Source organism: Streptomyces sp. NPDC048269 (genome assembly GCF_040652395.1).
Lineage (GTDB): Bacteria > Actinomycetota > Actinomycetes > Streptomycetales > Streptomycetaceae > Streptomyces.
Genome location: NZ_JBEZLW010000005.1, coordinates 58,772 through 82,261, shown reverse-complemented (window position 1 = coordinate 82,261; position 23,490 = coordinate 58,772). Strand labels below are relative to the sequence as shown.

Here is a 23,490-nt window from a genome sequence, read left to right as displayed (position 1 = left end):
CAGAGGGGGTGCGGCGTACGGGTCAGTCCTCGCGGCGGCCCCGGTGGCCGGGGCGGCGGGCCACCCAGGCGCGGATCGTGTCGGCATACCAGTAGGGCTTGGCGCCCTCCACATGATCGGGCGGGGGGAGCAGCCCGTGCTTGCGATAGGAGCGCACGGTGTCCGGCTGGACCCGGATGTGGGCAGCGATCTCCTTGTACGACCACAGCTGTCGGTCGCTCATTGCACGACACCTCCTTGTCCACGCCGCGGGGCCGGCCGGAAGGCCGTCGGGGGAGCCGGCGCGTGGACAGTGACGAACCCTCGGGTTGTGCCCGGGGAACGACGCGGGGTGAGGGCGGGGGAGGGGCTGTAGGACGTCTGTGACGGAAAACCCGCGTGATGCGGATATGTGTGACACGAAGGCGACCCCTGTGACAGATGCGGCACAGGGGTCGCCCGGTACGAAGCCAGGCAGAAGGGTTCGGCCGTTGCGGAGCTCAGCGGACGAAGGGCCCGCCGCCGACCAGCGTGGAGGCGGCCCGGCGAGCAGCCCGGTGTGCCGGCGGCGGGGGACCGGCGGCAGGGGCCGGGCGGCGGCAGGGGCCGGGCGGCGGCAGGGGCCGGGCGGCGGCGGGGGACCGGCGGCGGGAGGGCTCAGCGGTAGAGGGCCGGCCGTTCCGCCAGGTCCACGAGGGTCCGTACGCCGCTGCGCGCGGCCGCGAGGCCTGCCTCCGAGACGGCGGCCGCCGCGTAGCCGTCCCACGCGTCCGGCCCGGCCACCGTGCCCCGCGCGGCCGCGGCCACCCAGCTCCGCAGCTGCCGGTCGTAGGCGTCGGCGAAGCGCACCGTGAAGTCCTGGTCGATCTCGCCGCCCCACCGGCCCGCCGACTGCACCACCATCGCGTGGCCGTCGCCGATCCGCGCGCTGCCGGACTCGCCGACCGCCTCGCACTGCACCTGGTAGCCGAAGCCGCAGTTGACGAAGATCTCCACGTCGACGACGGCCCCGCCGGACGTCTCCAGCAGTACCAGCCGGGGATCGTGCAGCCCCTCGGGAGCCGCCGAGGAAGGAGCGGGGGAGAGCACGGTGACCGCCGTGATCTCCTGCCCCAGCAACCACCGGGCCGCGTCCACCTCGTGCACCACGGAGTCGCTGATCAGCATGTCGCTGGTGAAGAAGGACGGCGAGGCGGCGTTGCGGTGCCGGCAGTGCAGGAAGAGCGGCCGCCCGATCCCGCCTGCGTCCAGCAGTTCCTTCAGCCGCCCGTACTCGGCGTCGTACCGGCGCATGAACCCCACCTGGACCAGGCGTCGCCCCAGCCTCCGTTCGGCCTCCATCACGCGCAGCGCCCCCGCCGGGTCCGGCGTCAGCGGCTTCTCGCACAGCACCGGCAGCCCCCGCTCCAGGGCCAGCCCGATGGCCTCCTCGTGGGCGGCCCCGGGAGAGGCGATCAGTACCGCCCCCACCCCGGGCACGGCTATCGCCGCCGCCGGGTCGGTGTGCGCGCTCGCGCCGTCCAGGGCGCCCGCGACGTCCTTGACCCGGTCCCCGTCCGGGTCGGCCACGGCCACCACCCGGGCCCCGCCGACCGTCCGGCCGATCCGCCGGACGTGGTCGGCGCCCATCTTCCCCGTGCCGATGACGGCGATACCGAGCGTGCTCATGTCGTGTTCCTCCCGGGAAGGGTCAGCGTGCGCCACAGGAGCGCAGGTAGGCGCGGGTGCGGCGGGCGATCGGCAGCGGCCGGCCGGGCTCGCAGGGGTACATGTCCTGTTCCACGATGGCGAACAGGTCCACGCCGAGCCGCTGCGCCGCCGCCAGCACCGGTTCGAGCGCCGGTACCCCGGACGGCGGTTCGCACATCACCCCGCGGCCCACCGCCGGACCGAACGGCAGCTGCTCCGCGACGACTTCGGCAAGGACCCGCGGGTCCACCTGCTTGAGGTGGAGGTAGCCGATCCGCTCGGCGAAGGTCTCGATGGCCTGGACGCTGTCACCCCCGCAGTACGCGTAGTGCCCGGTGTCCAGGCAGAGGGAGACGAGGCCGGGGTCGGTGGCGTCGAGGAAGCGCGCCACGTTCGCCGGGGTGTCGATGTGCGTGTCGGCATGCGGGTGCACGACGATCCGCAGCCCGTACCGGTCCTGGACCTCCCGGCCCAGGCGCTCGGTCTGGGAGGCCAGTTCACGCCACTGACCGGGAGTGAGGACGCGGTCCTCCAGTACCTCGCCCGTCTTGTCGTCCCGCCAGAAGGAGGGGATGACCACGAGATGGGCCGCGCCCATGGCCTGGGTGAGCGCCGCGATCCGCGACACGTGCTCCCAGGTGTCCTCCCACACGGCGGGCCCGTGATGGAGTCCGGTGAAGACCGTTCCGGCCGAGACGCGCAGCCCGCGTTTGGCCGTTTCCTCGGCGAGTCGCGCGGGATCGGTGGGCAGGTAGCCGTAGGGGCCGAGCTCGATCCACTCGTACCCGGCGTCCGCGACCTCGTCGAGGAAGCGTTCCCAGGGCGTCTGGCGGGGGTCGTCGGGAAACCAGACACCCCAGGAGTCCGGAGCCGAACCGACGCGGATACGGGTCAACGCGGGCGGGGAGGACGTCATGGCGGCCACCTTAGGGTGCGAGGCTCGAAGGGACGGTGAAGACGAGTGGGAGGACTGACTGTGACCGGCGATCCGATCGGGTTCGACCTGATCACGATGGGGCGGATCGGGGTGGATCTCTACCCGCTCACGACCGGTGTTCCCCTGCAAGAGGTGGAGACCTTCGGCAAGTTCCTCGGCGGCTCCCCGGCCAACGTGGCCGTCGCAGCGGCCCGGCTGGGGCGGCGCGTGGCGATGGTCACCCGCACCGGGGCGGACCCCTTCGGCGCGTATCTGCGCGCCGAGCTGCGGGGGTTCGGGGTGGACGCCCGGTGGGTGACCGAGGTCGCCGGGCTCCCCACGCCGATCACCTTCTGCGAGATCTTCCCGCCCGACCGCTTCCCCCTGTACTTCTACCGGCTGCCGAAGGCCCCCGATCTGGAGATCGCGGCGGAGGAGCTGGACCTGGAGGCGCTACGGGCCGCGCGGGTGTTCTGGATGACGGGCACCGGCCTGAGCGAGGAGCCCTCGCGGGCCGCCACGCTGGCCGCGCTGGAGGCCCGCGCGAAGTCCGGGATCACTGTCTTCGACCTGGACTGGCGGCCGATGCTGTGGCGCGAGAAGCCCGGGCCGTACTACGAGCGGGCGCTGGCCGGCGCGACGGTGGCCGTCGGCAACACCGAGGAGTGCGCGATCGCCACCGGAGAGTCCGAGCCGTTCGCGGCGGCGCGGGCGCTGCTCGCCGCCGGGGTGGAACTGGCGGTGGTCAAGCGGGGCCCGGAGGGCGTGCTGGCGGTCCACCACGACGGGACGGTGGAGGAGGTCCCGCCGGTGCGGGTCGACGTGGTCAACGGGCTGGGCGCGGGGGACGCGTTCGGGGGTGCGCTGTGCCATGGGCTGCTCGCCGGGTGGGAGCTGGAGCGGGTCATGCGTTTCGCGAACGCGGCCGGGGCGATCGTGGCTTCGCGGCTGGCGTGCTCGACCGCGATGCCGTTCTCCGACGAGGTCGAGGAGGTGCTGGGCCGTGCCGGTGGTGTCTGAGTGGGGGATGGACTGGACGAGGCTGGTCGTCCTCGACCTCGCGCCGGGGGAGACGTACGCGCATGCCTGCCGGGACGCGGAGTGGATCGTGCTCCCGCTGTCGGGCGTGTGCGAGGTCCGCTGCTGGGCGTCCCCGCCTCAGCCGCCGGCGGGGCTCGAGGACCGGGGCTCCGGCTCGCACCCCGCGCCTCACACTCCCCCGGACTCCGTCCGGGAGGACTCCCAGGCGGGGCCGGGTGGCGCGGTGGGGGTGGAGGTCCCGCTGCGTGACAGCCGGCCCGCCGGGCCACCCGGCGGTGGGGATGCGCGGAGCGCCATTCCGTCTCCGCCTGGCGGGGGCAAGCCGTCTCCGCTTCAGGGAACCATTCCGTCTCCGCCCGGCGGGGGCGACCCGGCTCCGCCTCGCGGAACCAAGCCGACTCCGCCCCGCGGGGGCGACCCGGCTCCGCCTGGCGCGAGCAGCGTGGTTCCGCAGGACGAACAACGCCAGGCAGATCCAGCCCCGCCGGCGTTTGAGGCGCGGGGTCCGGGGCGGAGCCCCGGCAGTGAGCCGCAGGTTTTCGAACTGCGCGGGCGGACCGGGGTGTTCGACGGCGTCAGCGACTTCGCCTACCTGCCCCGGGACGGAGGCGCGGAAGTCACCTCGGTCGAAGGGGGACGCTTCGCCCTCGCCGGGGCCCGGTGCGACAACCGGCTGCCCGCCCGGTACGGGCCGGCCGGAGCCGTGCCCGTCGAGCTGCGCGGCGCCGGGCAGTGCTCGCGCCAGGTCAACAACTTCGCGGCCGCCGGCCCCGCCGGCTTCCGCTGCGACCGGCTCATCGCCGTCGAGGTGCTCACCCCCGGCGGGAACTGGTCCTCGTACCCGCCCCACAAGCACGACGAGCACCACCCCGGCGAGGAGTCCCGCCTGGAGGAGATCTACTACTTCGAGATCGCCCCGCACGGGGACACCCCCGGCCTCGGCTACCAGCGCGTCACCCCCTCCCCCGCGGGGAAGACCGACATCCTCACCGAGGTGCGCACCGGGGACGCTGTGCTCATCCCGGACGGCTGGCACGGCCCCTCCATCGCCGCTCCAGGCCACGACATGTACTACCTCAACGTGATGGCCGGTCCGGGCGCGACGAGGGAGTGGCTGATCCGCGACCACCCCGACCACGGCTGGATCCGGTCCACCTGGGACGGCCAGGACATCGACCCCCGGCTGCCCTTCCCCAAGGCGGAGGAATCCCGATGAAACTCACCGTCGCCCAGGCCCTCGTCGCCTTCCTCGCCCGGCAGTACACCGAGCGCGATGGGCAGCGCCGCCGGCTGATCGCGGCCACCTGGGGGATCTTCGGACACGGGAACGTCGCCGGGCTGGGCCAGGCCCTCCTGGAGACCGGCCCCGACGCCATGCCCTTCCTCCAGGGCCGCAACGAACAGGCCATGGTGCACGCGGCCGTCGGCTACGCCCGGCAGAGCGGGCGGCTCTCCGCGCACGCCGTCACCACGTCCATCGGGCCCGGCGCCACCAACCTCGTCACCGGCGCCGCCCTCGCCACGATCAACCGGATCCCGGTGCTCCTGCTGCCCGGGGACACCTTCGCCACCCGGCCCGCCGACCCCGTGCTCCAGCAGCTGGAGGTCCCCTACGCCGGGGACGTCTCCGTCAACGACACCCTGCGGCCCGTCTCCCGCCACTTCGACCGGATCACCCGCCCCGAGGCCCTGATCCCGGCCGCCCTCCAGGCCATGCGGGTGCTCACCGACCCCGTGCAGACCGGCGCCGTCACCCTCGCGCTGCCGCAGGACGTGCAGGTGGAGGCGTACGACTGGCCCGAGGAGTTCTTCGCCGAGCGCGTCTGGGGCGTGCGCCGGCCCCGGCCCGACCGCCACGAACTCGCCGCCGCCGCCCAGGCGGTACGGGACGCCAGGCGGCCGCTGATCGTCGCCGGCGGCGGGATCCGGCACAGCGCGGCCCAGGCGGCCCTCGCCGCCTTCGCCGAGGCCACCGGGATCCCTGTCGCGGTCACCCAGGCGGGCAAGGGCGTCCTCCCGTACGACCACCCCGCCGACCTGGGCGGGATCGGCCACACGGGGACGGCCGCCGCCGACGCGGCGGCCCGGGAGGCCGATCTGGTCATCGCCGCCGGGACCCGGCTGACCGACTTCACCACCGCATCCGCGACCCTCTTCCAGAACCGGGCCGTCCGGTTCATCGGCCTCAACCTCGACCCGTACGACGCCCACAAGCTCGCCGCCCTGCCCCTGGTCGCCGACGCCCGCGAAGGCCTCGACGAGCTCCGGCTGGCGGTGTCCGGCCACCGCGTGAATCCCGCGTACGAGACGGCGTACCAGCAGGGCAGGGGCCGCTGGGAGGCCCGCGTCGGCCAGGCCTACGCCGTGCCCGCCCCCGACGAGCACCTGCCGCCCACCCAGGCCCAGGTGCTGGGCCTGCTCGACGCCCTCGCCGACGACACCGACATCCTGATCAACGCGGCCGGTTCCCTCCCCGGCGACCTGCACAAACTGTGGCGGGCCCGGTCGGCGGACCAGTACCACGTGGAGTACGGGTACTCCTGCATGGGTTACGAGATCCCGGCCGCGATCGGCGTCGCCCTCGCCGCGCCCGGCCGTCCCGTGTGGGCGCTGGTCGGCGACGGCACGTACCTGATGAACCCGACCGAGATCGTCACGGCCGTCCAGGAGGGCGTCCCGATCAAGGTGGTGATCCTCGACAACCACGGGTACGCCTCGATCGGAGGCCTCTCCGGCGCCGTCGGTGCCGAGGGTTTCGCCACCGCGTACCGCTTCCGGGCGCCGGACGCCACGTATACGGGCGAACCCCTTCCGGTGGACCTCGCGGCCAACGCGGCCTCCCTCGGGATGGCCGTGATCCGCGCCCGTACCGTACGTGACCTGCGCGAAGCCCTCGCCGAGGCCCGCGCGGCGAGCCGTCCCACATGTGTCTACACGCAGACCCGAACGCCCGACACTGTGTCGGGCCCACCCCCCGCACAGGCGTGGTGGGATGTTCCTGTGGCCGAGACCGCGACCCGCAAGGCGGCGGCCCAGGCCCGTGAAGAGTACGACCGGCAAGCCGCGCAGCGACGTCGCCATCTGTGAAGGAGCAAAAGGCATGAAGACCGTCAACCACTGGATCGGTGGCAAGACCGTCGAGGGCGCGTCGGGCAACTACGGCCCGGTCACCGACCCGGCCACCGGCGAGGTCACCACCCAGGTCGCGCTCGCCTCGGCCGCCGAGGTCGACGCGGCCGTACAGGTCGCCAAGGAAGCCTTCCAGACCTGGGGCCAGTCCTCGCTGGCCGCCCGCACCAAGGTGCTGTTCGCCTACCGCGCCCTGCTGGACGCCAACCGCGACGCCATCGCCGAGCTGATCACCGCCGAGCACGGCAAGGTCCACTCGGATGCGCTCGGCGAGGTCGCGCGCGGCCTGGAGATCGTCGAGCTGGCCTGCGGGATCACCACCCAGCTCAAGGGCGAGCTGTCGACCTCGGTCTCCAGCCGCGTCGACGTCTCCTCCATCCGCCAGCCGCTCGGCGTGGTCGCGGGCATCACCCCGTTCAACTTCCCCGCGATGGTGCCGATGTGGATGTTCCCGCTGGCCGTGGCCTGCGGAAACACCTTCATCCTCAAGCCGAGCGAGAAGGACCCCTCCGCCTCCAACAAGCTCGCCGAGCTGATGAGCGAGGCGGGTCTGCCGGCGGGCGTGCTGAACGTCGTGCACGGCGACAAGGTGGCGGTGGACGCGCTGCTCGCGCACCCCGACATCGCGGCCGTCTCCTTCGTCGGCTCGACCCCGATCGCCCGCCACATCCACACCACCGCCTCCGCCAACGGCAAGCGCGTCCAGGCGCTCGGCGGCGCCAAGAACCACATGCTGGTGCTCCCGGACGCCGACCTGGACGCGGCCGCCGACGCGGCGGTCTCCGCCGCCTACGGCTCGGCCGGGGAGCGCTGCATGGCGATCTCCGCCGTCGTGGCCGTCGGCTCCATCGCCGACACCCTCGTCGACAAGATCCGCGAGCGTGCCGAGAAGATCAAGATCGGCCCCGGCAACGACCCGACCTCCGAGATGGGCCCGCTGATCACCGCCGCCCACCGCGACAAGGTCGCCTCGTACGTGAAGGGCGCGGCCGCCCAGGGCGCCGACGTCGTCCTCGACGGCACGGGCTACACGGTGGAGGGCAACGAGAACGGCCACTGGATCGGTCTGTCCCTGCTCGACCGCGTGAAGACCGACTCCGACGCCTACCGCGACGAGATCTTCGGCCCGGTCCTGTGCGTGCTGCGCGCCGAGACCTACGAGGAGGGCGTGGCCCTCATCAACGCCTCGCCGTTCGGCAACGGCACCGCGATCTTCACCCGTGACGGCGGCGCCGCCCGTCGCTTCCAGCTGGAGATCGAGGCGGGCATGGTCGGCGTCAACGTGCCGATCCCGGTGCCGGTGGGCTACCACTCCTTCGGTGGCTGGAAGGACTCGCTCTTCGGCGACCACCACATCTACGGCAACGACGGCATCCACTTCTACACGCGCGGCAAGGTCGTCACGACCCGGTGGCCGGACCCGGCGGACGCCCCGGCCGGCGTGGACCTGGGGTTCCCCCGCAACCACTGACCGGGCGCCCGTAGGCCTGCTCGCCCCCCGCACCTCGCTGCGGGGGCGAGCCCGTTTCCGCCGCTGGTTCTGCCCTTCCGCCCGCTACGGCAGCGGCCGGACCTCCCTGCCGCCACAGCAGTGGCCGGATCGCCCCGCCGGCACAGCAGCGGCCGGACCTCCCCGTCGAGACGGCGATGGCCGGAGTGCCGCCGGCCGGGGACACCCTGACCGGTCAGTGCGAGCGGGCCAAGTCCGGTTCGGCCCGGGCCTGTTCCGGGGTGCTGCGGCCCCGGCGCCGCAGCACCCACAGGGCGATGCCGGTTCCCGCGAGCACCAGGACCGCGCCCGCCGCCGGCCACGGCACGGCGACGAAGTCCGTCCCGGACTCCGAGGCGAGCTCGGGATGGGCGCTCGCCCCGGCCGCGACGGTCACGGTCACCCAGTCCAACTGCGGTGCGTCCGGCCACGGTTCGGACAGCTCGATCCGCCGGCCCGGCAGCAGCACCAGCTTCAGTTCGCGGGCCGGCCGGTTCAGCACCTCCCGCCCGAACAATCCCTCGGCGGAGACAGTCACCTTCGGTTCGACGACCACGTTGCCCCGGTTGACCAGGGCGTACGAGACCGTGGCGCGGGCGTTCCGGACCCAGGGCAGCAGCGGGGCGGACCGGCTGACCTTCACGTCCTCCACGCTCAGCCCCGGGGTCAGCGGACCCGGCACCCGGAAGTACAGCCGGGCGCCCACCGAACGTTTCACCCCGACCTGGACCTTGCCCTCCTGCTGCACGCCCTCCACGGCGGTGTTCAGGGCGACGATCCCGCCGACGTGGTCACCGGGCGTCGCGTCCGCGGGGACCTTCACGGTGAACGGGACGTCCTTGCGGCCCTTGGCCGGCACGGTCACCGTCGTCGCCGTCTCGGGCGGCAGCGCGATCCACGCGCCGACGTCCTTGGGCCCGGTCTCCACCGGCAGCAGCGCGAACGCACCGCCCACCGGGGTGTTCACGGCGTCCGTGGCGAAGACCTGGAACGTCAGCTCCTTGTCGGAGGAGTTCAGGATCGTCGCGCTGTCCTGGACGGTGGTCCCGGCCTCGCCCTGATGGAAGAAGTACGCCCGGTCGGTCATCACCGCACCCGCCGGGGGCGTGGGGAAAACGCCCCAAGTGCCGTTGTCCGCGGCGGTCGCGGTGGCGGCGGGAAGCAGGCCCGAGCCCAGCAGCAACAGGCCGACGAGCAGACCGTACAGAGAGGTGCGGGTGCGCATGGGCGGTTCTCCAGTCGGCACGGAAAGGGGGAAGGGGTGGTGGGGGGGGGGGGGGGGCGCCCCCCCCCCCCCCCCCCCCCCCACCCCGGGGAACGGGGGCCGGGTCAGGCGATCGAGAAGGTCACGACCGTCTGATAGGTGTCGGCGAACATGAACGGCGGGAGCTGGATCATCCCGGCGCCGCCGACGGCGAACTCACCACCGGTCAACTCGTCCCCGCCGGCGGCCTGCGAGGCCACCTTCATCGGGGTCTCGGAGATCGCGCCGGGCGTGCCCGCGGTGCAGGCGCTCGGGCTGTCCGGGTTGGTCACGGTGCAGGACGGCTGGATGCCGAGCTGCGCCTTCGCCATCGAGTGGCCGGTGGTCTGGTTCAGGAACGGCGTACGGGTCGCCGTCACGTCCCAGCCGAGCGAGCCGCCGCGGAAGTCCTGGACGGTCGCGGCGTTGAAGACGCCGACCACCGACTGGGCCTTTCCGTTGATGGTCACCGCGCCGAAGCTGACGGCCGGCTGACCGTCCTTCGGGCCGAGGGCCAGCGGTCCGGGCAGGACCTCCACGTCGACGGGGTTCTTGACGCCCGCCTGCTCCTCCAGGAACACGAAGGCCTTGTAGGGGGTGACCGAGCCGTCGATCTTGATCGTGTCGGCCTTCTTGGTGATGGTGATGTCGCAGGTGGCGGCGCCTGACGCGGCCGCCGTGCCCGTACCGGTGTCACCGGTCGCCACGCCCCCCAGCAGGGCGGAACAGGTGACCGCTCCGGCCGGGAAGTTGGCGCCGGTGACGACGACGGCGGTGCCCGCCGGGCCGCTGTTGGGCGTCAGCTTGGTGGTGACCGGATCCTTGGGCAGGGCTTCCACGGCGACCGAGCCGAGGGAGGCGCTGGGGCGCGGCGCCGGGGTGCAGGTGGTGGTGAACACCGAACCGGAGAGGTCCGCGTCGGTCACCGCCAGGTCGAGCGCGACGTCGACCGTGGTGCCCTCGGTCCCGTCGGGGATCTTGATGGTTCCGGAGAACGCCTTGGGGTCGAGCGGCTGCCCGGCCACGACGGTGACCGTCTCGGGCGGGCTGGTGACGACCTGGGTGGTCGTACCGACCTTGAGGGTGATCTTGGAGGTGTTCACCGTCGTGACGGAGAAGCCGGGGACCAGCGGGCTCGCACCCGGGTCGATCGTGATCGGGACGACGTCGCCGGCCTTCGCCCCGTCGGGCAGCGTGACCGTGTAGTTCTGGTTGCCCGATCCGTCCGGCTGCGGCGCCGGGGCGTCGCAGTTCTCGAACACCGCGGTGGTCTTGGTCGCGGCCTGGGCGGAGCCCGCCAGGCCCACCACACCGCCCGTAAGGGCCAGGGAAAGGGCTCCCGCCCCGGCCAGCACTCTTCGTCTGAGCGTTTGCGTACTCACTGGGTCGCGACTCCTTCGTCATGACGAACACCTCCCCCCACCCGCTGTGCGGGGGAGGCCGAGCCGGTGCGGTGGCCGACATTGACGCGTCGTCGTGATGAGAAGTCAATGACTTGTTTTCGCCCGAAGCACACAGAAATTGATGTGCCATCAGGGCAGGTCTGATGGCACTTCGCATACCGACTGGTCGGTGGTCGGCCTAGCGGTGGACCGGTGTGTGCAGCAGGAGGTTCGGGGTGCCGGCCGGGAGCCCTGTGATCCGGTCGCGCACGGCGCTCCGTACCAGCGCCTGGGACACCTGCGCCGGGGTCTTCGCCGTGCCGTCGGCGAGGACGAGCGCCGCCACTCCGGCCGCGTGCGGCGCCGCCATCGAGGTACCGGAGGACCGCGCGGTCGCGGTGGCGGAGCCCTTCCAGGCCGAGGTGATGGACACGCCGGGCGCCGAGAGGTCCACGCACCGGCCGTGGTTGGAGAACCGTGCCCGCCGGTCCGCGGCGTCGGTCGCGCCGACCGTGACGGCCCGCGGGACGCGCGCCGGAGACCCCGCGCAGGCGTTCTCGCCTTCGTTGCCGGCGGCCACGGTGAAGGTGATCCCGGCGGCGACGGCCCGCGTGACCGCCGCGTCGAGGGCGTAGCTGGGGGTGCCGCCCATGCTCAGGTTCGCCACCGCCGGGGTGGCGGGGGACCTCGCGGCGTTCTTCACCATCCACTCGATCCCGCCGACCATCGCCGACAGGCGTCCGTCACCACGGCAGTCGGCCACCTTCACCGCGACGAGGGAGACGCCCTTCGCGACGCCGTACGTCCGCCCGCCCACGGTCGCCGCGACGTGCGTGCCGTGGCCGTTGCAGTCCCGGGAGGTTTCGAGGAACACCCCGTTGTAGCCGGTCCGGGCGCGGCCGCCGAACTCCTGGTGGAGGGCGTTGATCCCGGTGTCCAGGACGTAGACGGTCACGCCCTGGGCCCTGGTCGGGTACGAGTAAACGCCGTCGAGCGGGAGTTCGCGCTGGTCGATCCGGTCCAGCGGCCAGGGGGCCTGCGGCTGGGTGTCGGTGGTGTGGAACACCGCGTCCGGCTCCACGGACGCCACCCGGGGGTCGGCGGCCAGGGCGGCAGCCCTGGCGGCGGTGGTACGGACGGCGAAGCCGTTCAGGGCGGTGTCGTAGACGGCCGCCACCTCGTCACCGGCGTCCGCCGCCTCGTCGGCCAGGGCGCGGGCCGGGGCGCGCGAGGCGGTGTCCTTCAGGACGACGACGTAGGGGGCGGTGGAGGCAGCGGTGGCGGTGACGGTGACGTCGGGGGGCGGCGGCAGGGCGGTGGCCGTGGCGGCCGCCGCGAGGAGGGCTGCGGCCGGGAGGAGGACGGCCGGAAGGACGGCGGCGAATGCGGTCATGTGCCGATGCTCGGCGACGGGCGGCGGGGCCGCGCGGAGGGTGCGCCGACTGGACGCACGACACGCCGCCGCGCGAGCTACTCCTGGTCCAGGGGCCAGCCGCGCATCGCGAAGACGCCCTCGTCGCGGGCGCCGGCGGAGGAGTAGGTGGCCAGGGCCGCCTCGTTGTCCGCGTCGACCCCCGCCCACATGCCGTAACAGCCGCGCGCACGGGCCTCGTCGGCGAGCGCCAGGGACAGGGCGCGGCCGATCCCGCGGCGCCGGTACCCCTCGTCCACGGACAGCTCGTACAGGCACATCTCGGTGCCCTTGTCGGGGTGGCTCATCTCGACGCCGGAGACCATTCCGGCGGGCACGCCGTCCACGTAGGCGATGAGCATCAGATGCCCCGGGGCGGCGAGGAACCGCTCGGCCCAGTCCGCACGGGCGGGCCCGTCGAAGAGGGACTCGGCGGCGGTGAGCTCGGCCGCGGTAGCGGCCCGGCGGATGTCCATGGCGGCCACGATAATGCGGGGACAGGGGCGATACGGGCGACGCGGATTCCGGCACGGCGTGGCGCACGGCTCCGAGCCGGTGCGGCGTGGCGCACGGCTCCGAGCCGGTGCGGCGGTCGGGGCTCCGGCGTCCCTGACGGTCATGGCCGCGGCCCGCGACGGCCGCGTCCGAAGCTTCAAGCCCGCACGGCCAGGGCCGCCGCGTAGCCCGTGGGGGCCGGCAGGTCGCGTACCGTCCAGCCCGGTACGGGGGCCGGGACGGGGGTGGAGCCGACGTACGGTTCGGCCAGGCCGCGGGCGAGGCCCGTGCCTTCGGCCTTGAGACAGGCCTCCTTGCGGCACCAGACACGGGCGAGGGCGGGCCGGCGGGCCGGCTCCGGGAGGGCGCTCAGCTCGGCGACTTCCGCCGGGTGCAGCAGGGGCAGCACGTCGGCCACCGCGTCCACGCCCGGTGTCTCCTCCACGTCGACGCCGACCGGCACCCCTGAGAAGGCCAGGTAGGCCACGTCACCGCTGTGCGAGAGGGAGAAGTGGACGCCGCCGCCGTCCACGGCGGGGCGGCCGTGCGGGCCGCCGCAGCACGGGCACTTCTCCCTGACCAGCGAGACCCGCTCCGGCGCCAGCCCCAGGTAGCCGCCGAGCAGGACGCGCAGCGCCACGTGCGAGGCGAGGTACCGCTGCCGGTCCGCGGGCCGCAACAGCCTCCCGGCCCGCTCCCGTTCGCCCGGGTCCAAGAGCGCCGCCGCCCCGGCGACCAGGTGTCCGCCGACCGACTCCAGCGCGGTGTCCAGGGACCACACCGCCACGGCCGCGCCCTCGGGGGCCACGCCGGTGCGCGGTGCGTCGCCCCCGAGCCGGTTCACGTAATCGATCACCCGACCGAGGGTAGACGAAGGGGCGCGGCCGTCGGGGCTGGCTATCCTCGGCCCCACGGGAAGTACGAGGACTTGCGAGCAAGTACGAGTACGTACGGGCAAGTACGAGGAAGTACACGGGGGAGCACATCGTGCGAAGCGCTGCCGTCACCGCGAACGGCGACCGGATCCGCTGGGTGGAACTGCCGGGGGAGGGACCGGCCCGCGTGTACGTGCACGGGCTCGGGGCCAGCTCGCCCGCCTATTTCGCGGCGAGCGCGGTCCATCCGCTGCTGGCGGGGCGCCGTTCGCTGCTGGTCGACCTGCTGGGCCACGGGCACAGCGACCGGCCCGAGGACTTCACCTACACCCTGGAGGCGCACGCCGACGCGCTGGCCGCCGCCCTCACCGAGGCCGGGGTGGAAGGCGCCGAGCTGATCGCGCACAGCATGGGCGGGTCCGTCGCCATCGTGCTCGCCGCCCGCCACCCCCACCTGGTCTCCCGGCTGGTGCTCGTCGACGCCAACCTGGATCCGCTGCCCCGTGTGCCCGGCACGGCCGGGAGCAGTGGGATCGCCTCCTACACCGAGGAGGAGTTCCTGGCGGGCGGCTGGGCCGAGGTGCGCGACAGGGTAGGGGCGCACTGGTGGTCCACGATGCGGCTGGCCGGCCGGACCGCTCTGCACCGCAGCGCCGTCCAGCTGGTCGCGGGCACCGAGCCCCCCATGCGCGAGCTCTTGCTGGAGCTGAGGATTCCGCGCGGCTTCCTGCTGCCCGAGGCGGACGGCCCGCTCCCGGGAGCCGACGCCCTTCGGGCGGCAGGTGTCGCCGTGCTGGCCGTCCCCGACTGCGGGCACAACATCATGCTGGACAACCCGGACGGCTTCGCCCGGGCCGCGGCCCGGGTCCTGGCGCGGGACGGGGCCGGGGCCGGGGGCGGGGGCGGACGGCAGGCAGCCGGGGCCGACGCCGGGGCCGGGTGACCGGGGGCCGGGGGCCGCATCGAAGGGGCGGAGTGCACTGCGGTGCCGACGAGTTGCCGCCCTCGCCCTGGTCAGGGCGTCCTTCGCACGGGGCACACTGCCGGCGCGCGGTGGCGGCAGGCGATACGGAGCGGCGCCCTTCCTCGTTGAGAGGGGCGGTCCACGGCCGCACGGGAGACCGGGCGCCGGTCCGCCGCCCACTCCAGGAGGAACGTCATGCGTCGCCGCCCCATCCCCGCCTTCGCCGCTGCCGCCATGGCCACCGTCCTCGCCGTCGCGGCCCCGGCATCGGCCGCCCCAGCGGACAAGCCCCAGGTGCTCAGCAGTTGGACGCAGACCAGCGCGGCGAGCTACGAGGCCTGGGCGGCGGCGCGCGCGAACCAGGGCGGCTGGTCCGCGTACGGCTTCGACTGGTCGACCGACTACTGCACAAGCTCCCCTGACAACCCGTTCGGCTTTCCCTTCCGCATGGCTTGCGCACGCCACGACTTCGGCTACCGCAACCACCGGGCGGCAGGGCTGTTCCCGGCCGCCAAGCCCCGCCTCGACGACGCCTTCCACGCGGACCTCAAGCGGGTCTGCGCGCACTACTCGGGCACCCGCAAGGCCTCCTGCGACGGCGCGGCGTGGACGTACTACCAGGGGGCGAAGGTCTTCGGTATCTCCTGACGAGGCGCGACAGGCCGTGCGCCGGCCCGTTCCCGGCGCAGCCCCCCGCCCGCAGCCGAAAATGCGGATCATCCGCACATCGGGTCAATCGTGCAGAGCTGCACGGGTGAATCCTGGTGGACACGAAGACCGGCCGCTCGCCGGACGCCCCGGGCCCCGGCCAGGGATGCCCCAGGTCTTACGGCGGGGCTGCACGGGTCGCGCTAAGGTCCCTCTGACCTGCACGAAAGCCCTCCCGGAGGGAGGGCTGAGGGTGGTGCGGAAGAGTGCCCCCGGCAGGACTCGAACCTGCGGCCAAGTGCTTAGAAGGCACCTGCTCTATCCACTGAGCTACGGGGGCCGGAAGGTGGCCGTGGTGGGCCTGGAGCCCCTGGTGGGGGTGGGACTGTGGTCCGTGCCGGGTCAAGGATAGGGCTCCGGCCGCCTTGTCCCGGTTGCTTCACTCGCGTGCCACGATGTGGAGGTTCGGTGAAGCGGTCCCGATAATCGCAGGCAGGTGCGATTCTCGCATCGCTTTTGCGCCGTGGCGCTCTGGGTGTTGTGCACTCGTTATGCCTGCGCCCCACTCGTCCGTCGTGTCCAAGATGTCCCACTGGAGTAGCGCTCGGCGCGCAGAGGACGTATAAGCTTCAAAAATGGTCCTAAATTGGGCATTCTTCGCATGTGGTGACCTTGGATGTTCGGCCTCAGCTGCTCGATGCCCTGTCCGCCCTGCGCGACCGGGTCGCGTCCGTGCGTCTGCCGCTGCCCCTGCCCGGCGCTCCGCGCGCCCGCCAGACCAGAGCCGAGCTGCTCGCACAGCTCGATGACTACCTCGTACCCCGGCTGAAGGCGCCCGAGGCGCCGATGCTCGCCGTCGTGGGCGGGTCGACCGGGGCAGGCAAGTCCACCCTCGTCAACTCACTCGTCGGACGGCAGGTCAGCGAAGCCGGGGTGCTGCGTCCCACCACGCGTACGCCGGTGCTCGTCTGCCATCCGGATGATCATCACTGGTTCGCCGGGATGCGGGTACTGCCCGACCTCATGCGGGTCTGGGTGCCGCACGGCGAGGAGGAGCCGCCCCCCGCCGCCAGGACCCGGCCCCGCGAACGCGGCCACCCGGGCGGCGGCCACCACCACGGCCACGCCACCCGCGAGATGCGGATCGAGACCGTCTCCACGCTCCCGCGCGGACTCGCCATCCTCGACGCCCCCGACATCGACTCCCTCGTGGTCGAGAACCGGACGCTCGCCGCCGAACTCATCTGCGCCGCCGACGTCTGGGTGATGGTCACGACCGCCTCGCGGTACGCCGACGCCGTCCCCTGGCACCTGCTGCGCACCGCCAAGCAGTACAAGGCCACCCTCATCACCGTCCTCGACCGGGTCCCGCACCAGGTACTCGCCGAGGTCTCCAGGCAGTACGGGGCCCTGCTCACCCGGGCCGGGCTGGGCGACGTACCGCGCTTCACCGTGCCCGAACTCCCGGAGTCGGCCGGCGGCGGCGGGCTGCTCCCGGCCAGCGCCGTCGCGCCGCTCGCCGCCTGGCTCGCCCACCACGCGCAGGACCCCGCCGCCCGGCAGCACGCCGTCGGGCGGACCGCGCTCGGCGCGCTCGACTCCCTCGGCCGCCGGATGCCCGAACTCGCCTCCGCCGTCGCCGCCCAGTACGCCGCCGCCGTACGGCTCACCTCGGCCGTGGAGGACGCGTACAAGAGGGAGGGCAAGCGCGTCCGCAACCGCCTCGACCAGGGCGCCGTACTGGCCGGCGACGCGCTGACCCGGTGGCGCGGCTACCCCCTCGACACGAGCGCCGACGAACTCCTCGACTCGCTCGCCGAATCCCTCGCCGCGCTGCTCCAGTGCGCCGTCGCCGCCGCCGACGAGCGGATCGCCGCGTCGTGGCGGCGCGAACCCGCTGCCGGCGCCGTACCCCTGCCCACGCCCGACAGGGAGGCGGGGGAGCGCATCGGCATGGCCGTACGGCGCTGGCGGCGCGTGCTGGAGGAACTCGCCGAGGAGGAGGTCGCGAAGCTCGACCGGCAGCCCGCCCCCGACCCCGACGCCGTCGCGGCCCTGCTCGTCGCCGCCCTCCTCGGCGGCAAGCGGGCCCGTCCCGCGGGAGAGAAGCTCGCCGAACGGATCGGCGCCCAGGCCGCCCTGCGGCTGCGCGACCGGGGCGCGGAGCTGGTCGGCGACCACCTCGACCAGGTGCTGCGCGCCGAACGCGACCGCCGGCTCGCCCCGCTGGAGGCGCTCGAAGTGACCCCGGAACCACAGGCCGAGCTGATTGCCGCGCTGTCCGTACTGCAGAAGGAGAGGTGACACGGTGACCGCCCTGACCGACCGCACCGACGACCGCTGGGACGACGGACTCATCGCGCGCTCGCGCCCCCGGGCCGTCGAGGGCGACGGCGACGACGGCAGCGACGGCGACGAGGGCGACGAGGCGCTCGTCCGGGCCGTCTCCGGCGCCGGAAGCGACGGCGGCAAGGCGGCCGCGCCCCCGCTCAGCCCCGAAGGCCAGGCCCTGCGGATGCGCCTCGACGCGCTGCGCCAGCTGGTCGGGCTCTCCCGGACCCGGCTCGACGGCAAGACCCTCGCCGAGGCGGGCCGGGTACTGGACGAGGCGGCCGCGCGGCGCGGGCTGTCACCGCAGCACACGGTCGTCGCGATCGCCGGAGCCACCGGAAGCGGCAAGTCCACACTCTTCAATTCACTCGCCGGGGTGCAGATTTCCGAGACGGGGCTGCGCCGCCCGACCACCGCCGCCCCCATCGCGTGCAGTTGGTCGGACGGAGCGGCCGGCCTGCTGGACCGGCTGGAGATCCCGGGCCGGCTGCGACGCCGGCCCCGCGAGACCTCGGACGCGGGCGCGCTGCGCGGGATGGTCCTCGTCGACCTGCCCGACCTGGACTCGGCGGTCGGCGCGCACCGCGACCACGTGGACCGCGTACTGGCGCTGGTCGACGCGGTGGTGTGGGTGGTGGACCCGGAGAAGTACGCGGACGCGGTGCTGCACGAGCGGTACCTGCGGCCGCTGGCCGGTCACGCGGAGGTGACCTTCGTCGTGCTCAACCAGGTGGACCGGCTGCCCGGGGAGGCCGCCGACCTCGTACTGGACGACCTGCGCCGGCTCCTCGACGACGACGGCATCGCCCTCGGCGAGCACGGCGAGCCCGGCGCCACCGTCCTCGGGCTGTCCGCACTCACCGGGGAGGGCGTCGGGGAACTGCGCGAGCTCCTCGGACAGTTCACCCAGGAGAAGGGCGCCGCCACCCGGCGGATCTCCGCCGACGTCGACCGCGCGGCCGTGCGCCTGCGACCGCTGTACGTGGCCGACGGGCACTCCGGGCCGGAGATCGGGGAGACGGCGCGCGCCGAGTTCGAGGACCGGCTCGCCGAGGCCGTCGGAGCGTATGCGGCCGGGCTCGCGGCCGAGCGGGCCTGGCGGCGCAACGCCGGAAAGGCGTGCGGGACGCCCTGGCTGCGGCTGTGGCGGTGGTACGAGAGCCGCCGCGCGCCGCGCACACTGGCGGGCCTGGCTGCCCTCGCGGTGATCGGCGGGCGGGGGACGGCGGTCGCCGAGCCGCCCGTCGAGGAGGAGGTGACCGCACGCCAGAGGGTGGAGCAGGCCGTACGGGCGGTCGCCGACGAGGCGGTCACCGGCCTGCCCGAACCGTGGGCGCAGGCGGTACGGGAGACGGCGGTGCGCGGCGCCGAACGGCTCCCGGAGGCGCTGGACGAGCTGGCGGTGACCCTGGGGGCGGCGGTCGCGGTGCCGAGGGTCAAGCCGCCGCGGCCCACGTGGTGGCCGGCGGCGGTACTGGCGCAGGCGGCGATGACACTGCTGCAGATCTACGGCGGGCTGTGGCTGGCCGGGCAGATCATCGGGGTCCTGGAGCCGCGGCTGATGCCGCCGGTGCTGCTGATGGTGGCGGGCATCATCGGCGGCCCGCTGGTGGAATGGGCCTGCTCCATCGCGGCCCGCGGCCCGGCGCGCAGGTACGGGCAGGACGCGGAGCAGAGGCTGCGGCAGGCGGCGGCCGGCTGCGGACGGGCCCGGGTCCTGGAGCCGGTGGCGGCGGAGCTGCTGCGCTACCGGGAGGTGCGGGAGCAGTACGCCGCCGTCGCCGCAGGGGGGACGAGGTTGTCCACAACCCGCCAGTAGTCCACAGGCCGGAGCGGGGATCGGCCGGCGGCCCCAGCATGGTCGTACCTCGTGCGGATGGCCCGTACGGGGGCGAATCACGGGGGAGGGCGGCCGGGATGAACGACACCCAGGTCACGCTGGTGGGGTACGTGGCGACGCAGATCGACTACAAGGAGACGGTGGGCGGTCCGTCGGCGAGGTTCCGTTTCGCCGTGACGCCCAGGTACTTCGACCGGCGCAAGGAGGCCTGGACCGACGGGTCCACCAGCTTCTACACGGTATGGGCGCGGCGCACCCTCGCGGTGAACCTGGCCGGTTCCGTGTCGGTCGGCGAACCGCTGGTGGTGCACGGCCGGCTGCGGGTGCGGGAGGACCCGCCCGACGGGGAGGGGCACCGGTGGGTTTCGGCGGAGATCGACGCGACGGCCGTGGGGCACGACCTGAACCGCGGGACGGCCGCGTTCCGCCGGGTCGTCAGGACGGATACGTCGCTGATGGGCACTCAGAAGGCGGCGGTGGTCTGAGTGTTCGAGCCGGATAGGATTCGGCGGTACTCACGGGCACCTGGGTCTTTGGCCCGAAGGGGAAGACTGTGTCGATTGCCGTTCCCGCATCCTCCGTTCCTGCTTCCGTTCGCTCTGCCGGTTGCTCCTCCGGTTGCTCCGCCGCTCCTTCTTCCGCTCCTTCCGCCGTTCTTTCACCCGTTCCTTCTTCTGCTTCTGCCGTGCCTTCCTCCGTTCATGAACCGGTTCCCGATTCCGGTCCGGTACGGGGCTCCGCGCGCCGGCCGCTGGTGGTGGCCCTGCTGGCCGCGGCCCTCGCCGCCGCACCCGGCGCCCAGGCCGCCGCCGACTCCGACCCGGCGGTCTCCAGAGCGCCGGAGGGTGCGAGCGCCGTGCTGGACAGGCTGAAGACCTACGGGCAGGCGGTCCTCCACTCCGGGGACGGGTCGGTCCGGCAGATCCCGGCCGGCCTCTACGAGATGCGGGTCGACGGCGGGGGGATGCTCCAGACGTACGGGGTCGGCGTCGCAGGCAACGCGCAGCCCCAGGCCCGGTACACCGAAAGCGGCTGGGCCGGCAGCCCGCTGGCCGGCAACAGGGAGGCGGGCCGGATCCGCTGGGTCCTGGAGCACTCCTATCCCCAGCTGAACGATCTGGCCGGGCTCGCCAAGGTGGCCGGGGCGGGCGCGCTCACCGCGGAGAGTGCGGCGGCCGGTACCCAGGTGGCGATCTGGCGGCTGGCGGACGGGGTGCAGGTCGAGGCCGCGGACCCGGCGGCGGAGAAGCTGGCCGACTATCTGCAGCGGCAGGCCGGGCAGCTGCCCGAGCCGCCCGCCTCGCTGGGGCTGGACCCGGGCGGTGTGTCCGGGGCGGTGGGCACTCGGCTCGGGCCCGTGACCGTGCGGACCGGGGCCCGGAGCGTGTCGGTCATCCCGGACGCGGCGGCAGTCGCGATGGGTGTGCGGGTGGTGGATGCCGAGGGGCGGCCGCTGCAGTCCGCCGTCAACGGCAGCCGGCTCTACTTCGAGGTGCCTGCGGGCACCCCCGACGGAACGGCCTCGGTCACCGTCCAGGGCGCGACGGAGGTGCCGGTCGGGCGGGTGTTCACCAGCGGGGTGCCTGCCCAGGCCCAGATCGTGGCGGGCTCCAGCGAGTCCGCGGCCGCCGCCACGGCCACGGCGGTCTGGCCGGAGCCTCCGGTGGTTCAGGCGGCCGCCACCGCGGGCGGGAACGCGGTCACGCCGGCCGGGCAGCCGGGCAGCCAGTCCGCCGCCGCCCAGACCACGCCGGACTCGTCGGACGAGGGGCGGCTGGCCATCAGCGGCAGCTCGGCGGCCACCCCGTTCATCGCCTCCCTGGCGGTGGGCCTGGTGGTCCTGGGCGGCCTGGTGGTCCTGCTGCTCCGCAAGCGCCCCTTGGACGAGGAGGACGGGCACGCCTGATTTCGAATCCCTGCCCCGGGGTAGGGGCAAGCAATGGCGGATCAAGAACTGACCTGGCAGGGTGCGGTCGTGCGGTGGGACCGTCAGCTGTTCGACATGGTGGCGCGGCGGCACTGGCCCGGCGCCGAGCGGGTGCTGCCGCGACTGGGACGGGCCGCGAACCACGGGCTGCTGTGGGGCGGGGCCGCCGCCGCGCTCGCCGCCTTCGGATCGCCCCGGGCCCGTAAGGCCGCCGTGCGCGGGGCCGCCTCGCTGGCGCTGGCCTCCGCGACCATCAACACCGTCGGCAAATGGTCCGTACGCCGTCCGCGCCCGCTGCTGGACGGAGTACCCGTGGTGCGGCAGCTGACGACGCAGCCGCAGACCACCTCCTTCCCGTCCGGGCACTCGGCGTCGGCCTTCGCCTTCACTGCCGGGCTGGCGCTGGAGTCCCCGGGTTGGGGCGCCGTGCTGGCCCCGGTGGCCGCCTCCGTGGCCTTCTCCCGGGTGTACACCGGCGTGCACTACCCCTCCGACGTGCTCGCGGGGGCCGCGCTGGGCGTGGTGGCGGGCTTCGTCGTGGACCGGCTCGCGCGGGACGCCAAGGAGGCCAGGATCGTACCGGGCGACGAGCGGGCCGCCTCCGGCGTGCCCGCACTGCCCGACGGTGAAGGGCTCACCGTGGTGGTCAACACCGGATCGGGGACGGCCGCGACCGCCGGACTCGACGTGCTGCGCACCCGCCTCCCCAAGGCCGAGGTGATCGCGTGCGAGGGCCCGGACCTGGCCGCCCGGCTGGACGAGGCGGCCTCCCGCGCCACCGTCCTCGGGGTCTGCGGCGGCGACGGCACGGTCAACGCGGCCGCCACCACGGCACTGCGCGCCGGGCTGCCGCTGGCCGTTTTCCCCGGCGGCACCCTCAACCACTTCTCGATGGACCTCGGCCTCGGCGGCCCCGAGGACACGTGCCGCGCCGTGGCCTCCGGCCAGGCCGTCCACATCGGCGTGGGCCGCTTCACTCCCGGACCGGAGGGCCGGCCGGGCTATTTCCTGAACAACTTCAGCATCGGTGCCTACCCGGAGCTGCTGCGCCACCGGCTGCGCTGGGGCCCGCGCATCGGCGGCGGCCCCGCCGCGCTGCTGGCGGCCTGGCAGGTGCTGCGCGCCCAGCGGCCCGTGCGGCTGCGGCTGACCGGGCGGCCCCGGAGCGTATGGCTGCTCTTCGCCGGCAACGGCACCTACCACGGGACCGGCCCCACCCCCCGTCGCCGCGACAGCCTCGGCGAGGGCCTGCTCGACGTCCGGCTCGTCTACGGCGGCGGCCGCCCCGGCCCCCGCCTGCTGGCCGCGGCCTTCGCGGGCCCCCTGACCCGTTCCCCGGTCCACACCGCGACCCGGCTGCGCAGCCTGCGCATCGGGGAGATCCCGGCGGGCACCCCCCTCGCCTACGACGGCGAATACGCCGAGGCCCCCACGTCCCTCGTCCTCGACGAGCTCCCCGACGCCCTCACCGTCTACCGGCCGCGGACGTGAGCGGGACCGCTCTGGCCAGGACGGCCGCGGACCTGACCGGAACCGCTCTGGCCGGGCGCAGGGCCGGGCGGGCGGCCATGCGGCTCTGACCTACCCATTCGCCCGCGGGTATGGCCGGCTGGCCAGATCGAGTGTTACCGGCCATTGGATGGCGCAAATCCGCCCCCCACCTGCGGCGGAACCGCGAGCCGGGGGCCGGGGGGCCGGGGGCCGTTCATGCCGCCTGGGCCGTCTGTGGCCGTCGAGCGTCGGCGCCTCACCGGGCCGCCTCAGCACGCCGTTGACCGCCTTCCGGGTCCGCCCCTCGCCGCTCGGTTCGTCCAGTTACGTTCGCCGCTCCTCGGGAGCCACGTACATACGGAGCCGTGTTCGCCCTGTACCAGGTTGTTCCGTGTCGGCGCGCCCTTGTTCCTCTGCGTCTGCCGTTGCCTCACTCCGTTCGGAGCTGTCAGATCGGGCAGGCGCTGTTCCGCTGCGGGCGATGCCCGAGGCGGTGGTGTCGTCGTAATCGGACTGGGGCGCACTGGTGTCGACGTCCTCTTTGCCGCTGCGGGCGATGCCCGAGGCGGTGGTGTCGTCGTAATCGGACTGGGGCGCACTGGTGTCGACGTCCTCTTTGCCGCTGCGGGCGATGCCCGAG

General features: G+C 73.8%; 19 protein-coding genes, 1 tRNA gene and 1 pseudogene. 11 read left to right on the top strand and 10 right to left on the bottom strand.

Features of this window, described 5'->3' with window-relative positions:
- Positions 1 to 22 precede the first annotated feature (22 nt).
- The 3 genes from AB0D48_RS07535 to AB0D48_RS07525 form a co-directional block, all read right to left on the bottom strand.
- Positions 23 to 223, bottom strand: coding sequence for a MerR family transcriptional regulator (locus AB0D48_RS07535; protein WP_362391848.1), 201 nt, complete (start codon positions 221 to 223; stop codon positions 23 to 25).
- Positions 224 to 636: 413 nt separating this feature from the next.
- Positions 637 to 1,647 (bottom strand): Gfo/Idh/MocA family oxidoreductase, encoded by a 1,011-nt coding sequence (locus AB0D48_RS07530; protein WP_362391846.1) that lies wholly within the window; start codon positions 1,645 to 1,647, stop codon positions 637 to 639.
- A gap of 22 nt (positions 1,648 to 1,669) precedes the next feature.
- Entirely contained in the window at positions 1,670 to 2,584 is a 915-nt protein-coding gene (locus AB0D48_RS07525) for a sugar phosphate isomerase/epimerase (protein WP_362391844.1), read from the bottom strand.
- A gap of 60 nt (positions 2,585 to 2,644) precedes the next feature.
- Here AB0D48_RS07525 and iolC point away from each other — a divergent pair, with 60 nt between their 5' ends.
- From iolC to AB0D48_RS07505, 4 genes and pseudogenes are all read left to right on the top strand, one after another.
- Positions 2,645 to 3,604, top strand: coding sequence for a 5-dehydro-2-deoxygluconokinase (iolC, locus tag AB0D48_RS07520; RefSeq protein ID WP_362391842.1), 960 nt, complete (start codon positions 2,645 to 2,647; stop codon positions 3,602 to 3,604).
- A 559-nt stretch (positions 3,605 to 4,163) separates the two neighbouring features.
- Positions 4,164 to 4,841: pseudogene (iolB, locus tag AB0D48_RS07515) on the top strand (5-deoxy-glucuronate isomerase); the annotation flags it as partial.
- A complete protein-coding gene (gene iolD, locus AB0D48_RS07510; RefSeq protein ID WP_362391840.1) occupies positions 4,838 to 6,712 on the top strand; it encodes a 3D-(3,5/4)-trihydroxycyclohexane-1,2-dione acylhydrolase (decyclizing) in 1,875 nt (624 codons plus the stop codon). The pseudogene iolB and the gene iolD, both read left to right, overlap by 4 nt.
- Positions 6,713 to 6,725: 13 nt before the next feature.
- Positions 6,726 to 8,225 carry a CoA-acylating methylmalonate-semialdehyde dehydrogenase gene (locus AB0D48_RS07505; protein ID WP_362391838.1) on the top strand — a complete coding sequence of 500 codons (1,500 nt, stop codon included), beginning with the start codon at positions 6,726 to 6,728 and terminating at the stop codon, positions 8,223 to 8,225.
- 214 nt (positions 8,226 to 8,439) lie between these two features.
- Here the strand turns inward: AB0D48_RS07505 and AB0D48_RS07500 are convergent, their stop codons facing one another.
- From AB0D48_RS07500 to AB0D48_RS07480, 5 genes are all read right to left on the bottom strand, one after another.
- Positions 8,440 to 9,468: a DUF916 domain-containing protein gene (locus tag AB0D48_RS07500; protein ID WP_362391836.1), complete on the bottom strand. Its 1,029-nt coding sequence runs from the start codon at positions 9,466 to 9,468 to the stop codon at positions 8,440 to 8,442.
- Between the two features lie 104 nt (positions 9,469 to 9,572).
- Complete coding sequence (locus AB0D48_RS07495; protein WP_362391834.1) at positions 9,573 to 10,868, bottom strand: hypothetical protein; 1,296 nt, start codon at positions 10,866 to 10,868, stop codon at positions 9,573 to 9,575.
- 199 nt (positions 10,869 to 11,067) lie between these two features.
- The gene (locus AB0D48_RS07490; protein ID WP_362391832.1) at positions 11,068 to 12,261 is read right to left on the bottom strand and encodes a S8 family peptidase; all 1,194 of its coding nucleotides are present in this window, start codon (positions 12,259 to 12,261) and stop codon (positions 11,068 to 11,070) included.
- Positions 12,262 to 12,338: 77 nt separating this feature from the next.
- The gene (locus tag AB0D48_RS07485) at positions 12,339 to 12,755 is read right to left on the bottom strand and encodes a GNAT family N-acetyltransferase (RefSeq protein WP_362391830.1); all 417 of its coding nucleotides are present in this window, start codon (positions 12,753 to 12,755) and stop codon (positions 12,339 to 12,341) included.
- Between the two features lie 176 nt (positions 12,756 to 12,931).
- Positions 12,932 to 13,630, bottom strand: coding sequence for a 4'-phosphopantetheinyl transferase superfamily protein (locus tag AB0D48_RS07480; protein WP_362391828.1), 699 nt, complete (start codon positions 13,628 to 13,630; stop codon positions 12,932 to 12,934).
- A 131-nt stretch (positions 13,631 to 13,761) separates the two neighbouring features.
- Here AB0D48_RS07480 and AB0D48_RS07475 point away from each other — a divergent pair, with 131 nt between their 5' ends.
- Complete coding sequence (locus AB0D48_RS07475; RefSeq protein ID WP_362391826.1) at positions 13,762 to 14,592, top strand: alpha/beta hydrolase; 831 nt, start codon at positions 13,762 to 13,764, stop codon at positions 14,590 to 14,592.
- A gap of 216 nt (positions 14,593 to 14,808) precedes the next feature.
- On the top strand, positions 14,809 to 15,261 hold the full coding sequence (locus AB0D48_RS07470) for a phospholipase (RefSeq protein WP_362391824.1): 453 nt from the start codon (positions 14,809 to 14,811) through the stop codon (positions 15,259 to 15,261).
- Between the two features lie 267 nt (positions 15,262 to 15,528).
- Here AB0D48_RS07470 and AB0D48_RS07465 read toward each other — a convergent pair.
- Positions 15,529 to 15,601 (bottom strand) — tRNA-Arg (locus AB0D48_RS07465).
- 332 nt (positions 15,602 to 15,933) lie between these two features.
- On the opposite strand from AB0D48_RS07465, the gene AB0D48_RS07460 reads away from it, so the two are divergent.
- From AB0D48_RS07460 to AB0D48_RS07440, 5 genes are all read left to right on the top strand, one after another.
- Positions 15,934 to 17,565 carry a dynamin family protein gene (locus AB0D48_RS07460; RefSeq protein WP_362391822.1) on the top strand — a complete coding sequence of 544 codons (1,632 nt, stop codon included), beginning with the start codon at positions 15,934 to 15,936 and terminating at the stop codon, positions 17,563 to 17,565.
- A 4-nt stretch (positions 17,566 to 17,569) separates the two neighbouring features.
- Positions 17,570 to 19,411, top strand: coding sequence for a GTPase (locus tag AB0D48_RS07455; RefSeq protein ID WP_362391820.1), 1,842 nt, complete (start codon positions 17,570 to 17,572; stop codon positions 19,409 to 19,411).
- Between the two features lie 98 nt (positions 19,412 to 19,509).
- The gene (locus tag AB0D48_RS07450; RefSeq protein WP_362391818.1) at positions 19,510 to 19,917 is read left to right on the top strand and encodes a single-stranded DNA-binding protein; all 408 of its coding nucleotides are present in this window, start codon (positions 19,510 to 19,512) and stop codon (positions 19,915 to 19,917) included.
- A gap of 200 nt (positions 19,918 to 20,117) precedes the next feature.
- Complete coding sequence (locus AB0D48_RS07445; protein ID WP_362391816.1) at positions 20,118 to 21,338, top strand: thioester domain-containing protein; 1,221 nt, start codon at positions 20,118 to 20,120, stop codon at positions 21,336 to 21,338.
- A gap of 33 nt (positions 21,339 to 21,371) precedes the next feature.
- Entirely contained in the window at positions 21,372 to 22,850 is a 1,479-nt protein-coding gene (locus AB0D48_RS07440; RefSeq protein ID WP_362391814.1) for a phosphatase PAP2 family protein, read from the top strand.
- Between the two features lie 324 nt (positions 22,851 to 23,174).
- On the opposite strand, the gene AB0D48_RS07435 is transcribed toward AB0D48_RS07440, so the two are convergent.
- The coding region (locus tag AB0D48_RS07435) for a hypothetical protein (protein WP_362391812.1) at positions 23,175 to 23,490 on the bottom strand (316 nt) is incomplete at its 5' end.

Excerpts from the sequence above, each read along its gene's own strand:
- AB0D48_RS07500 (WP_362391836.1), bottom strand. The coding sequence starts at position 9,468 with ATGCGCACCCGCACCTCTCTGTACGGTCTGCTCGTCGGCCTGTTGCTG.
- iolD (WP_362391840.1), top strand. The coding sequence starts at position 4,838 with ATGAAACTCACCGTCGCCCAGGCCCTCGTCGCCTTCCTCGCCCGGCAG.
- AB0D48_RS07525 (WP_362391844.1), bottom strand. The coding sequence starts at position 2,584 with ATGACGTCCTCCCCGCCCGCGTTGACCCGTATCCGCGTCGGTTCGGCT.
- AB0D48_RS07450 (WP_362391818.1), top strand. The coding sequence starts at position 19,510 with ATGAACGACACCCAGGTCACGCTGGTGGGGTACGTGGCGACGCAGATC.
- AB0D48_RS07535 (WP_362391848.1), bottom strand. The coding sequence starts at position 223 with ATGAGCGACCGACAGCTGTGGTCGTACAAGGAGATCGCTGCCCACATC.
- AB0D48_RS07530 (WP_362391846.1), bottom strand. The coding sequence starts at position 1,647 with ATGAGCACGCTCGGTATCGCCGTCATCGGCACGGGGAAGATGGGCGCC.
- AB0D48_RS07505 (WP_362391838.1), top strand. The coding sequence starts at position 6,726 with ATGAAGACCGTCAACCACTGGATCGGTGGCAAGACCGTCGAGGGCGCG.
- AB0D48_RS07490 (WP_362391832.1), bottom strand. The coding sequence starts at position 12,261 with ATGACCGCATTCGCCGCCGTCCTTCCGGCCGTCCTCCTCCCGGCCGCA.
- AB0D48_RS07485 (WP_362391830.1), bottom strand. The coding sequence starts at position 12,755 with ATGGACATCCGCCGGGCCGCTACCGCGGCCGAGCTCACCGCCGCCGAG.
- AB0D48_RS07470 (WP_362391824.1), top strand. The coding sequence starts at position 14,809 with ATGCGTCGCCGCCCCATCCCCGCCTTCGCCGCTGCCGCCATGGCCACC.
- AB0D48_RS07440 (WP_362391814.1), top strand. The coding sequence starts at position 21,372 with ATGGCGGATCAAGAACTGACCTGGCAGGGTGCGGTCGTGCGGTGGGAC.